We start from the raw sequence: 11,776 nt of genomic DNA on the forward strand, positions 1-11,776 counted from the left end.
GTCCAGGGTTTCGGCGATCCGCAGCCTTGCGGCGGCCTCGTCGGTGATGGCGGCGAGACGCCGGGCCAGTGGGCCGATGTCCCACCCCGCGTGGTGGTCGAAGTACGGCGGGGGTCCCGCCACGTTGTGGGCGAGCTTGGCCACCAGCTCCGCGAGCCGGAACAGGATCCGCTCCCGCTCGGCCGGCTGCTCGCTGTCGAGCGGGCCGGCCCTCCGCACCAGTTCCAACACCTCGCGTCCCCGGTGCCACCGGTCGCGATCTGCGGCCAGCTCCAGGGCGGCCCGGATGCCCGGTGCCGGGTCAGGGCCGGCCGCCGCCGCGAGCACCGGGACCGCCCAGGTCACCGGGTCGCGCCGGCTTTCGAACAGGGCGCGTCCCCAGGACCGGGTGGGATCGGCCGCCGCCGCGTCCGCGACCGGCTTGGCCGGCGAGGTCGCCTCCCGCAGGGCCCGGCGGCACAACGTGTCCGCTCTGCGGGTCGTTTCCGGGAGGCGGTAGGTGGGGGTCAGGGCGAGGACGTGGGCGCAGGCGTTGTCGAGGGTGGTGCGGTGGCCCACGGAGACGAAGACCGGCTTGACGGACTCCCGGGTGCGCAGGGCGCGGCCGACCTCCTCGGTGCCCGCGAGGAGCGGGGAGGCGCTGCCGCGCGGGGCGGGCGGGTCGTCGTAGGCGAAGGTGAACGGGTTCTTCGCCACGCCGATGGTGGGCAGGCCGGTCAGGACACCGAGGTGGCTGGCGAGGCCGAAGCGGCGGGGGTGGGCCAGGCCGTAGCCGTCGCAGACGACCAGGCCGGGCTCGCACGGCAGGCTTTCCAGGGCGGCGAGGACCGTGGGGAGTTCGCGGAAGGCGAGCAGGCCGGGGACGTACGGGAAGGAGACGCGGCCGACCGCCGTGGTCTCGGCGACCACGTCGAGGGTCGCCGCGTCCAGGACCACCGCGGCGGCCGCCACGAGGTCCAGCTCGTCGTCGTAGGCCACGTCGACGCCGGTCACCCGCCCCCTACCGGGCGGCGGCCCGGCCTCGTCCAGCACCACCCGCGCCCGCAACTCGTCCTGCACGGCACGGGCCTGGTCCTCGGTCGCGGGCCAGCCCGCGGGAACGCGTACGGTCGTCATGATGCGACCGAGCCTACGGTCCCGCGCCGGGGCCGCGTAGGCTCGCGATCATGTTCGTACTGGAGCTGACCTACACCGCCCCGCTCGACGCCGTCGACGCCCTGCTTCCGGCCCATGTCGCCTGGCTGGACGAGCAGTTCGGCAAGGGCGTCTTCCTCTTGGCCGGGCGCAAGAACCCCCGCGACGGCGGGATCATCCTCGCCCTCGCCGAGGACCGCGCGCGGGCCGAGGAGATCGCCGCCGGTGACCCGTTCGCCACCGGCGGCGTGTGCGCGTACCGCGTCACCGAGTTCGACGCGACGAGGACGGCCCCGGCCCTGGAGCGGTTCCGCGAGACCGAGGGCTGAAGCGCGCGGCTCAGCCCTTCTTCGCGTTCAGCGCGCGCTGCAGCTGGTCCTTGTTCATGTTCGAACGGCCTTCGATCCCACGCTGCTTGGCCTCGTTGTACAGCTGGTCCCGGGTCGGCCCCTGGGAGCCGGTCCGGTTGCCCGACCGCTGGCCGCCGCGCCTGCTGGAGGACATGTCCTTCGTCGAGCTGCGGCTGGCGGTCTTCGACTCGCCGGACCGGGCGCGTTCCTTGTTGACCGTGCGGGCCGCGATCTCCTTGGCGCGTCCGGTGCTCTCGCCACGGTCCTCGGCGCTCTTCTTGATGTGCTCGTACTGACGTTCACGCTTGGGGCTGGAACCTGCGGGCATCGTCGCTCACTCCTTTCGCAGTCGGTGCCCGGGTACCCGGATTCCGGCACGTCACCGCTCCAGACGTGCCACCCGCCCGTGCTCCCCCGCCGCCCAGCAGCCATGGCCGGCGCAGTCCACGGTGTCGTACGAGCCCGTGTCGACCGTCCGCCAGGTGCGGCCGCCGTCGGTGGTGAGGTCGGTTCCGGTGGGGCCGACGGCGAGGGCGGCGGTGCGGCTGTGCGGCAGCCAGGCGACGCCGGAGCGGTAGGCCGGCGGCGGCCGGTCGGCCGGCTGCCAGGTGCGGCCGGCGTCGCCGGTGCGGGCCGCGGCCTGCGGGGAGGCCTGGTCGGGGCGGTAGTCGCCGCCGACCGCGAGGCCGTGGACGCGGTCACGGAAGGCCAGCGCGAAGACGCCCTTGGCGGGGTCGCCGGCCGGGATCGGCGTGTCGGCGGCCGTCCAGGTCAGTCCGCGGTCGCGGGAGTGCAGCACACGCGCGCGTGCCCCGCCTCCGGTGGCCAGCCACACGTCCGACGGTCCGGACGCGACCAGGCACTGTCCGCTCGCCGCGAAGCCCGCCTCGCCGTCGAGGGCGGCCGGCATGCCCTTGCCGGGGAGCACCTTCCAGGAGCGGCCGCCGTCGCTCGTCGACAGGATGCGGAACCGGCCGTCCACCGGGTCGCTCATCGCGAGGCCGTGACGGGGGTCGAAGAAGGTGAGGCAGTCGTAGAAGGCCGCCGCGTCGGTGTTGCGGAAGGACTCGGTCCAGGTCGCGCCGCCGTCGTCGGTGCGGTAGACGCGGGACGCCTCGCCCTCGCCGATGGCCAGCACCACGGCCCGCCGCGCGTCGAAGGCCTCGATGTCCCGGAACTGCAGGTCCGAGGCGCCGGGCGGGGAGACGTCGCGCCAGCTCGCCCCGCCGTCGGTGGTGCGCAGCACGGTGCCCCCGGTTCCCGCCACCCACGCGGTGTCCCGGCCCACGGCCGACAGCCCGCGGAAGCGAACGTCCGGTTTGCCGGTGTCCTTGAGCTGCCAGTGCGGTGCCCGGCCTCCCGGCTCGTGCGCCTGCGCCGGTACGGCGGTCAGGGCCGCCAGTGCCGCCGAGCACACGGCCACCGCCGCCATCGCCCGAACCGTCCGTCTCGTCCCTCGTGTCTTCCCCGAGCGCCTCATGGCGGGCGAAGCTAGCCGACCGCCCGGACGGCGTCCAGAGGGCCGCGCGGGCCACAAGTGCCCACCGGGGCACGGGAGGTGGGACTCGTCACTTCTGTGAATGAACGCGGTGACGGAGGTCACTCGACATTCATGTGCACGGATCGGCCGGTTCCGGCGTCTCTAGCAGTACCCGGACCGTACCGTCCGCCAGGCCCGTCCAGCCGCAGCAAGGGAGCAAGGCGTTGTCCACCGTCATCGAGCAGCCCGTCGAGGCCCGCCTCGTGGCCGCCGCGCCGCGTATGCCGAGCATCCCGGCCACCCTGCACTACGACCGCCGCGATCCGTTCGCGGTCAGAATGACCTTCCCGGCGCCTGCCACGCTGGAGGGCGTGGAGGTCTGCTGGACCTTCTCGCGCGAGCTGCTGTCGGCCGGCCTCGAGGAGCCGGAGGGGCACGGCGACGTCCGGGTGCGGCCGTACGGGTACGACCGCACCGTCCTGGAGTTCCACGCCCCGGAGGGCACGGCCGTGGTGCATGTGCGCTCGGAGGAGGTACGGCGCTTCCTCGGCGCGGCGAACGAGCTGGTGCCCGTCGGCCTGGAGCACCTGCAGCTGGACCTGGACAACGGCCTGGCGGAGCTGATGCGGGACGCCTGAGCGTCAACGTGCCCCGCCCAGCAGGGTGTTGAGCTCGCCGTAGTCCAGTCCGCCGGCCAGTGACCCGTAGCTCCCCGCCGAAAGCAGTTCCCGCGCGGCACCGCGAACCAGGGCATGGGCGGCCTGGGCGATGGCGGATCCGGTGCTCACACGGGCTACGCCCAGGGCGGCCAGTTCGGGGACGGACGGCGCGCCCGGGCCGGCCATCACGTTCAGCGGTCCGTCGACGCCGTCGACGAGGAGCTTGACCGTCCCCGGGTCGACGGCTCCAGGGACGAAGATCCCGTCGGCTCCCGCGGCCAGGAAGGCCGCGGCGCGTTCGAGGGTGGGGGCCACTTCCGCGGGGCCCCGGAGGTAGGTGTCGATCCGGGCGTTGATGAACAGGGGCAGGCCGGCCTCGTCGGCGGCCGCGCGGGCTGCGGCGATCCGTTCCGCCTGCTCGGCGACGGGACGCAACGCCGGTGCTCCCGGCTCGTGGAGCGCGTCCTCGATGTTCACGCCGACCGCGCCCGCCACCTCGATGACCGCGCGGATCGTGTCGGCGACGCCCGCCGGGTCCTTGGCATAGCCGCTCTCGACGTCCGCGCTGACCGGCACGTCCACCGCGGCCGTGATGCGGGCGACGGCGGCGAGGGCGCTGTCACGGTCCAGCAGGTCGCCGTCGGCGAAGCCCAGGGCCCAGGCCAGGCCCGCGCTGGTGGTCGCGACGGCTGCGGCCCCCGCGTCCGCGACGACGCGGGCGCTCGGGATGTCCCAGGCGTTCGGCAGGACCAGCGGATCACCGGGGACGTGCAGGGCACGGAAGGCGAGGGCACGGTCGTGCTGAGTCGTCGTCATGCGGTTCAGCCAACCAGCCGTCGCAGGGCGGGGGCTGGCAGGAATCCGACATCAATGCGGCACGGTCGCAAGGGCGGAGCACAGCTCGCTCAGGATCCCGCTCACCCCTGTTCGTCCGATCAGTTCCTCGACGCGATCCTTGTGACGCTCCCGGTCCCCGTCCGGCAGCACCGCGGGCAGTCCTGCCGCGACCGCCAGGGCCACGGCGGCCGCCTCCTCCTCCGAGACCTCCGCGACCGGCGACGTCCGCTCCAGGAGGCCTCGCGCCTCCTCCCGCAGCGACTCCACGACGTCGGTGCGTTCCAGTACGTGATCCACGCTGGGGAAGACTCCGAGGACCCGTTTCCGCTCCGCCCGCAGACAGCCGTCGGCGGTCAGCTGCTCGCGTACGGCGTCGGACGTCACGCGCGCGTGCAGCGTCACCCAGGTCGGCCACCGGTGCGGCCGGGACTCACGGACGAGTTCCAGGAGACCGTCGAGGACCGCGTCCGAGGTGAGGCTGTCCATGTCGGCCGGGGTGGCGATGCCGTCCTCGTCGGTGAGCAGGCCACGCCTGGCCAGTTCGGTGAGGGCCCCGGCCCGCACCAGATGCGCGGTGCCCATGGCCTCGGGCATGGAGTCCCAGGCCAGCAGGCACAGCCGGGCGGGGAGCGAGAGCGAACCGTGCGGCACGAGGTCTCCTTGGTGCGGTGCGATCGGCGGGGCGATCGGCGGTGTGATCCGGGGTGACGTTAATTCGTTGACAGCGCTCGGCGGCGCTCATACGGTGTGTGACGGTTCTGTTGCCGTCGATCGGAGAAGGACGTTGCTCCTCTGAGGTCCTGAGACACCGTGTCACCCACCCCTGGTGTGTGCCGTGTGCGACCTCGGCAGGTGAGCCGTCCCCGACGGAGCAGGGCTTTTTTCATGCCCCCCTCCCTTGCAGGGCTCTTTCGGCCGTCCGTGGTCGCCGGTGTCTCGATACGCGTTTGCCCCTGACCGCATCGAGCAACCGCGAGGTCCTGAATGTCTGCTTCCATCACTGTCACGTCCCTCTCCTTCACCTGGCCGGACGGCAGCCCCGTCTTCGAGGGTCTGGACGTCTCCTTCGGGCCCGGCCGGACCGGGCTCGTCGGCGTCAACGGGTCGGGAAAATCGACCCTGTTGAAGCTGATCGCCGGTCAGCTCACCCCGGCCGACGGTTTGGTGCGCGTCGCCGGCGAGATCGGGTACCTCCCGCAGAACGTCACGCTCGACACCCGGCTGCGGGTCGACGAGGCGCTCGGCATCGCGGCGCGGCGGGCCGCGCTGCACGCCATCGAGGCGGGGGACGTGGCCGAGGAGCACTTCGAGACGGTCGGCGACGACTGGGACGTGGAGGAGCGCGCGCTCGCCACCCTGGGCGAACTCGGGCTCGGGCACATCCAGTTGGACCGCACCATCGGCGAGGTGTCCGGCGGCGAGTCGGTGCTGCTACGGCTCGCGGCCCTGCTGCTGCGCCGCCCGGACGTCCTGCTGCTCGACGAGCCGACCAACAACCTCGACCTGTACGCGCGGCGGCGGCTGTACGCGGCCGTGTCCGCCTGGCCAGGGGTCATGGTGGTGGTCAGCCACGACCGTGAACTCCTCGACCTCGTCGACCAGATCGCCGATCTGCGCTCCGGGGAGGTCACCTGGTACGGCGGCAACTTCTCCGCCTACGAGGAGGCGCTGGCGATCGAACAGGAGGCGGCCGAGCGCATGGTGCGCGTCGCCGAGGCCGACTTCCGCAAGCAGAAACGCGAACTGGCCGACGCCCAGGTCAAACTGGCCCGCCGCAAGCGGTACGGGCAGAAGATGTGGGACCAGAAACGCGAGCCGAAGATCGTCATGGGGGCGCGCAAGCGGGCGGCGCAGGAGTCCGCGGGCAGGCACCGCATCATGCACGAGGAACGGCTCAGCGAGGCGAGGGAACGGCTCGACGAGGCGGTGGAGGCGGTACGGGACGACGACGAGATCCGCGTCGACCTGCCGCACACGGCCGTCCCGCCGGGCCGTACCGTGCTCACCCTGCTGGACCTGGAGCTCGCGTACGGCGCGCGCGTGGCGGGCGGGCTCGATCTGCGCGGGCCGGAGCGGGTCGCGCTGATCGGGCGCAACGGCGCGGGCAAGACGACGCTGCTGCGGACGATCGCCGGTGAACTCGCGCCGGTGTCGGGCGAGGCGCACGCGCAGGTGCCGCTCCGCTTCCTGCCGCAGCGGCTCGACGTGCTCGACGACGAGCTCACGGTCGCCGAGAACGTGGCCCGGTTCGCGCCGGCCGCCACCAACAACCGGGTGCGGGCGCGCCTTGCCCGCTTCCTGTTCCGGGGCGCCCGGGCCGACCAGAAGGCGGCGACGCTGTCCGGCGGCGAGCGCTTCCGGGCGGCCCTGGCGGCGCTCATGCTCGCCGAGCCGGCCCCGCAGCTGCTGATGCTCGACGAGCCGACGAACAACCTCGACATGGCGAGCGTCCGGCAGCTGACCACGGCCCTGGAGTCGTACGAGGGGGCGCTGATCGTGGCCAGTCACGACCTGCCGTTCCTGGAGTCGATCGGGATCACCAGGTGGCTCCTGCTCGACGGCGAGCTGCGGGAGACGGCGCCGGAGGAGGTGGGCCGGCCCGGTCTCAACAGGGGCACAGCCTGACCGTGGGGGTTTTGTCTGCGCGGATCCGCCCTGCATGATGGCGGACCGGGTCCCGTACGGGGCCCGGTCCACCGTCCCGCCGATACGGAGTCCCGTCGTGCCCAGCAAGAAGGCCCTCGTCCGCCGCCCCAGCCCGCGCCTCGCCGAAGGTCTGGTGACGCACATCGAGCGGGAGAAGGTCGACACGGACCTCGCGCTGGAGCAGTGGGAGGGCTACGTCGAGGCGCTGCGGGAGCACGGCTGGGAGACGGTCGAGGTGGATCCGGCCGACGACTGCCCCGACTCGGTGTTCGTCGAGGACACGGTCGTCATGTACAAGAACGTGGCGCTGATCACCCGGCCCGGCGCCGAGTCGCGGCGCGAGGAGACCACGGGGGTCGAGGAGGCCGTGGCCCGCCTCGGCTGCTCGGTGAACTGGATCTGGGACCCGGGCACCCTGGACGGCGGTGACGTGCTGAAGATCGGCGACACGATCTACGTCGGCCGCGGCGGACGCACCAACGCGGCCGGGCTGCAGCAGCTGCGCGCCGCCTTCGAACCGCTCGGCGCGCAGGTCGTCGCCGTACCGGTGAGCAAGGTGCTGCACCTGAAGTCGGCGGTCACGGCGCTGCCCGACGGGACGGTCATCGGGCACATCCCGAAGGTCGACCGGCCCTCGCTGTTCCCGCGCTTCCTGTCCGTGCCCGAGGAGGCCGGCTCCCATGTGGTGCTGCTCGGCGGCGGCAAACTGCTGATGGCCGCGAGCGCGCCGAAGACGGCCGAGCTGCTGGCCGACCTCGGCTTCGAGCCCGTTCTGGTCGACATCGGCGAGTTCGAGAAGCTCGAAGGCTGTGTGACATGCCTCTCGGTGCGGCTGAGGGAGCTGTACGCCTGAGGGTGAACGCCTCACCCTTTCGGCCCCGGGACCTGCGGGTCCTGGGACTCCCCGGACACTCCCGGACGCCGTTGAAACGGGCCTGATCAGCAATCTTTACAGCGCGCTTAACCTACGGAATCGTAACCTACGGCTTCGTAGCCTACGATTCCGTAGGTTCCGGCGCCGCTCGCCGGTGATTCCCCTGTGTCGCCCGTCCCCCTGGAGTCCCCGTGACGATCACTTCCCCGCACCTCGGCAGCCCTGCCGTCTGGACCGACGCCCGGCTGCTGTACGCCCTGGAGGAAGTGGTCGAGCAGGAGCTCAACCGGCATCTGAAGGTCGCCAAGGACTGGATGCCGCACGAGTACGTGCCGTGGTCGGACGCCCGTAACTTCCCCGGCCTCTTCGAGGACGGCGAGGCCTGGGACAAGGAGCAGTCGAGCGTCACCGAGATCGGCCGCATCGCGCTCGTGGTGAACCTCCTCACCGAGGACAACCTGCCCAGCTACCACCACGAGATCGCCTCGCTCTTCGGCCGCGACGGCGCCTGGGGCACCTGGGTGCACCGCTGGACCGCAGAGGAGGGCCGGCACGGCATCGTGATGCGGGACTACCTGCTCGCCTCCCGCGCGGTCGACCCGGACAAGCTCGAGCAGTTCCGCATGGCCCACATGAGCGAGGGCTTCGAGTCGGACAACCGCCACTCGATGCTGCACTCGGTGGCCTACGTCGCCTTCCAGGAGCTCGCGACCCGCATCTCGCACCGCAACACCGGCCACCAGTCCGGCGACCCGGTCTGCGACCGGATGCTGGCCCGCATCGCGACCGACGAGAACCTGCACATGGTCTTCTACCGCAACCTCCTCAAGGCCGCGTTCGAACTCGCCCCCGACCTGACCATGCAGGCGGTCCGGGACGTCGTCGTCGACTTCCGCATGCCCGGCCACGGCATCCCCGGCTTCGAGCGGGCGGCGGCGCAGATGGCGATCGGCGAGGTCTACAACCTGCGCATCCACCACGACGACGTCCTGCAGCCGGTGCTGCGCTTCCTGAAGGTCCTGGACATCGACGGCCTCGGCGGCGAGGGCCGCCAGGCGCAGGAGGAACTCGGGATGTTCATGGGCGGGCTCGACGCGGAGGCCGCGAAGTTCGACGAGAAGCTGGCGGCGCGCAAGGCGCGGATGGCGGCGCGGGCCGGGGCCTGACGACAGCCGAATCTCCGGTGCGGATCGGCGTGCCCGCGGCTGCCGGGAAGGAGCGCCTGCGCTACGCCCGGGTGCGCCCCCGGATCGTAGCCGCTCCCCCGCCCCGGCGGCTCACCGGTTTCCGTGCCGCCTGAGCTCCAGCCGCTCCTTCTCCGACAGCCCTCCCCAGACACCGAACCGCTCGTCGTTGCGCAGGGCGTACTCCAGGCAGGCCGGGCGCATCTCGCACATGCCGCAGATGCGCTTCGCCTCGCGTACGGAGCTGCCCGGCTCGGGGAAGAAGAAGTCCGCCCCGGTCTGCGCGCACAGCGCCTGGGCGTGCCAGTCGAGGTCGGCCGGGATGATCGTGTCGATGTGCATGGACGGGATCGTGCCGGGCGGCGAAAAACGTTCGATCAACGCGGGATCAACGGCGCCGTTCACGGCCCCCGGCCACCCGATGGTGACGTGTGCGCACCACGCGGCGCACGGCGGCGCGCGGAACGACGCGGAAACAGTGCGGTCCCGAACGGTGACCCACGGTCATCCCTCACTCCGCTCCGGTCCTCCGCGTGGCTCCGGCAGCGCATTGTCAGTGGGCGGTGCGAGACTCGGCAGAACAGAGAACGGGACCCTTCCGAGGAGGGCGATGATGCTCACCACCCGTTTCGTCAACGGCGCTCCCAACTGGATCGACGTCGGTACCTCCGACATCGACGGCGCCACTTCCTTCTACGGCGGTCTGTTCGGCTGGACGTTCCAGTCGGCGGGACCGGACGCCGGCGGTTACGGCTTCTTCCAGCTGGACGGGAAGACCGTGGCCGGCGGCATGCAGACCACGCCCGAGCAGGGCCCGCCCTCCTGGACCGTCTACTTCCAGAGCGCGGACGCCGAGGCCACGGCCAAGGCCGCCGAGCAGGCGCACGGCAGCGTCCTGATGCAGCCCATGGACGTGATGGGCGAGGGTCACATGGCGATCCTCGCCGACAAGGCGGGCGTGCCGTTCGGCATCTGGCAGCCGGGCCGCACCAAGGGCGTCGACCGGGCGAACGAGACCGGTTCCCTGTCCTGGGTCGAGCTGTACACCCCGGACATCGCGGCGGCGGCCTGGTTCTACCACGAGACGCTCGGCCTGGAGACCGCGGCGGTGCCCTTCCCGGGCGGCACGTACACCACGATCAACCCCGCAGGGGGCGGCGAGGACTCGATGTTCGGCGGGCTCGTGCCGCTGGCCGACGATCCGTCCGAGGACAGCGCCTACTGGCTGCCGTACTTCGAGGTCGCCGACACGGACGCCACGGTCGCCGAGGCCGAGCGGCTCGGCGGCACGGTCCGCGTGCCCGCCACGGACATCGAGGGCGTGGGCCGCTTCGCCAAGCTCGCCGACCCGTACGGCGCCCGTTTCGCCGTCATCAAGAGCGCACCGCCCCAGGGGTAAGGGGAGCGGGGCACGGGCCGGTCCTCCGACGGGAGCGCCTACGCCGAGGCTCGCCGTACCAGTGTCGTGGGCAGTACGACACTGGACGGCGTGCCCGTGCGGCCCGCCTCGACGCCCTTGTTCCCGAGCCGGCGCAACAGCAGCCGCGCCATCAACCGTCCCATCTCCTCGATGTCCTGACGCACCGTCGTCAGCGGCGGGTCGGTCTGCTCGGCGACCGCCACCATGTCGTCGAACCCGATCACGGCCACGTCCTCGGGCACTCGCCGTCCCCGCTCGCGCAGCACCCGCAGGGCACCGGCGGCGGTGAGGTCGTTCGCGGCGAACACGGCGTCCACGTCGGGGTGCCGCTCCAGCAGCCGGCGCATCGCCCGTTCCCCGCCGGCCGGGGTGAAGTCGCTCTCCACGACCAGCCCCGGATCGATGTCGCCCATGACGTCCCGGAAGCCGTCCAGCCGGTCCGCCGCCGAGGTCTGGTCGAGGGGGCCGGTGATGTGCGCGATCCGGGTGCGGCCGAGGGCGGCGAGATGGCGTACGGCCTCCCGGGCGCCGCCCCTGTTGTCGCTGTCGACGTACACCGCACCGCCGCGCCCGTCGCTCCAGCCGGGGCGCCCGCCGAACACGGTCGGCACCCCCGCGTGGTGGATCAGTCCCGGCAGCGGGTCGTCGAGGTGCAGCGAGAAGACCAGGGCGCCGTCGACATGGCCGCCGGCGAGGTAGCGGCCGACGCGGGCGTGGTCGTCGCGGCCCTCCGTCAGCAACAGGACCAGCTGGTTGTCGTGGGCGGTCAACTCCTTGCTGATGCCGCGGAGCTGGAGGGCGAAGAAGGGGTCCGCGAAGACGCGGGTCTCCGGTTCGGCGATGACCACGGCGACCGCGTCGTGCCGCTTGGTGACCAGACTGCGGGCGGCCTGGTTGGGCACATAGCCGAGCTCCTCGACGGCCCGGCGCACCCGGGCGACGAGCGGCTCCCTGACCCCGTCCCCGCCGTTGACCACCCGGGAGGCGGTGGCCCGCGACACCCCGGCCCGGGCGGCCACGGCCTCCAGGGTGGGACGCGGCGCTGTGTCGGTCACTTCGAGGCTCCTCATCGGCGGGTGCGGATCAGGATAGCTCCGGAGGGACGGCCCGGTGAGAGCGCTCTCGAATCGTGACGGCCCGGCCTCACGCCAGGAGATGACGGATCACGGGGACCGGTCTCACGCCAGCAGAT

12 protein-coding genes and 1 pseudogene are annotated in these 11,776 nt (G+C 72.3%); 6 read left to right on the plus strand and 7 right to left on the minus strand.

The features are described from left to right. Window positions 1–432: 432 nt before the first annotated feature. A pseudogene (locus tag GRC12_RS34875) lies at window positions 433–1,116 on the minus strand (endonuclease V); the annotation flags it as partial. Window positions 1,117–1,166: 50 nt separating this feature from the next. Here GRC12_RS34875 and GRC12_RS34880 point away from each other — a divergent pair. Beyond that, a complete protein-coding gene (locus GRC12_RS34880; protein ID WP_208783931.1) occupies window positions 1,167–1,463 on the plus strand; it encodes a YciI family protein in 297 nt (98 codons plus the stop codon). Between the two features lie 10 nt (window positions 1,464–1,473). On the opposite strand, the gene GRC12_RS34885 is transcribed toward GRC12_RS34880, so the two are convergent. Then, on the minus strand, window positions 1,474–1,812 hold the full coding sequence (locus GRC12_RS34885; RefSeq protein ID WP_208783933.1) for a plasmid stabilization protein: 339 nt from the start codon (window positions 1,810–1,812) through the stop codon (window positions 1,474–1,476). Between the two features lie 51 nt (window positions 1,813–1,863). Beyond that, window positions 1,864–2,916 carry a WD40/YVTN/BNR-like repeat-containing protein gene (locus GRC12_RS34890; RefSeq protein ID WP_208783935.1) on the minus strand — a complete coding sequence of 351 codons (1,053 nt, stop codon included), beginning with the start codon at window positions 2,914–2,916 and terminating at the stop codon, window positions 1,864–1,866. Window positions 2,917–3,188: 272 nt separating this feature from the next. Between GRC12_RS34890 and GRC12_RS34895 the strand changes: the two genes are divergently transcribed. Beyond that, entirely contained in the window at window positions 3,189–3,602 is a 414-nt protein-coding gene (locus GRC12_RS34895) for an SsgA family sporulation/cell division regulator (protein ID WP_133042054.1), read from the plus strand. Window positions 3,603–3,605: 3 nt separating this feature from the next. Here the strand turns inward: GRC12_RS34895 and GRC12_RS34900 are convergent, their stop codons facing one another. Both GRC12_RS34900 and GRC12_RS34905 read right to left on the minus strand, forming a co-directional pair. Next, complete coding sequence (locus tag GRC12_RS34900; protein WP_208783938.1) at window positions 3,606–4,439, minus strand: isocitrate lyase/PEP mutase family protein; 834 nt, start codon at window positions 4,437–4,439, stop codon at window positions 3,606–3,608. Between the two features lie 51 nt (window positions 4,440–4,490). After that, window positions 4,491–5,111 (minus strand): GOLPH3/VPS74 family protein, encoded by a 621-nt coding sequence (locus tag GRC12_RS34905; RefSeq protein ID WP_208783940.1) that lies wholly within the window; start codon window positions 5,109–5,111, stop codon window positions 4,491–4,493. A gap of 333 nt (window positions 5,112–5,444) precedes the next feature. Between GRC12_RS34905 and GRC12_RS34910 the strand changes: the two genes are divergently transcribed. The 3 genes from GRC12_RS34910 to GRC12_RS34920 all read left to right on the plus strand — a co-directional run bounded on the left by GRC12_RS34910 (window position 5,445) and on the right by GRC12_RS34920 (window position 9,146). Then, entirely contained in the window at window positions 5,445–7,085 is a 1,641-nt protein-coding gene (locus GRC12_RS34910; protein ID WP_208783942.1) for an ABC-F family ATP-binding cassette domain-containing protein, read from the plus strand. Between the two features lie 97 nt (window positions 7,086–7,182). Beyond that, the gene (ddaH, locus tag GRC12_RS34915; protein WP_208783944.1) at window positions 7,183–7,959 is read left to right on the plus strand and encodes a dimethylargininase; all 777 of its coding nucleotides are present in this window, start codon (window positions 7,183–7,185) and stop codon (window positions 7,957–7,959) included. Window positions 7,960–8,171: 212 nt separating this feature from the next. After that, entirely contained in the window at window positions 8,172–9,146 is a 975-nt protein-coding gene (locus GRC12_RS34920) for an acyl-ACP desaturase (RefSeq protein WP_208783946.1), read from the plus strand. Between the two features lie 111 nt (window positions 9,147–9,257). Here GRC12_RS34920 and GRC12_RS34925 read toward each other — a convergent pair whose 3' ends face one another. After that, on the minus strand, window positions 9,258–9,506 hold the full coding sequence (locus GRC12_RS34925; RefSeq protein WP_207929668.1) for a WhiB family transcriptional regulator: 249 nt from the start codon (window positions 9,504–9,506) through the stop codon (window positions 9,258–9,260). A gap of 271 nt (window positions 9,507–9,777) precedes the next feature. Between GRC12_RS34925 and GRC12_RS34930 the strand changes: the two genes are divergently transcribed. Further along, entirely contained in the window at window positions 9,778–10,563 is a 786-nt protein-coding gene (locus tag GRC12_RS34930) for a VOC family protein (protein WP_208783950.1), read from the plus strand. A gap of 38 nt (window positions 10,564–10,601) precedes the next feature. On the opposite strand, the gene GRC12_RS34935 is transcribed toward GRC12_RS34930, so the two are convergent. Next, window positions 10,602–11,639 (minus strand): LacI family DNA-binding transcriptional regulator, encoded by a 1,038-nt coding sequence (locus GRC12_RS34935; RefSeq protein WP_208783948.1) that lies wholly within the window; start codon window positions 11,637–11,639, stop codon window positions 10,602–10,604. Window positions 11,640–11,776: the final 137 nt, after the last annotated feature.

This window comes from Streptomyces griseorubiginosus (assembly GCF_017614965.1).
Classification (GTDB): Bacteria; Actinomycetota; Actinomycetes; order Streptomycetales; family Streptomycetaceae; genus Streptomyces; species Streptomyces griseorubiginosus_B.

Coding starts and splice junctions, on each gene's coding strand:
- GRC12_RS34880 (WP_208783931.1), top strand. CDS start 1,167: ATGTTCGTACTGGAGCTGACCTACACCGCCCCGCTCGACGCCGTCGAC.
- GRC12_RS34885 (WP_208783933.1), bottom strand. CDS start 1,812: ATGCCCGCAGGTTCCAGCCCCAAGCGTGAACGTCAGTACGAGCACATC.
- GRC12_RS34890 (WP_208783935.1), bottom strand. CDS start 2,916: ATGGCGGCGGTGGCCGTGTGCTCGGCGGCACTGGCGGCCCTGACCGCC.
- GRC12_RS34900 (WP_208783938.1), bottom strand. CDS start 4,439: ATGACGACGACTCAGCACGACCGTGCCCTCGCCTTCCGTGCCCTGCAC.
- GRC12_RS34910 (WP_208783942.1), top strand. CDS start 5,445: ATGTCTGCTTCCATCACTGTCACGTCCCTCTCCTTCACCTGGCCGGAC.
- GRC12_RS34925 (WP_207929668.1), bottom strand. CDS start 9,506: ATGCACATCGACACGATCATCCCGGCCGACCTCGACTGGCACGCCCAG.
- GRC12_RS34930 (WP_208783950.1), top strand. CDS start 9,778: ATGCTCACCACCCGTTTCGTCAACGGCGCTCCCAACTGGATCGACGTC.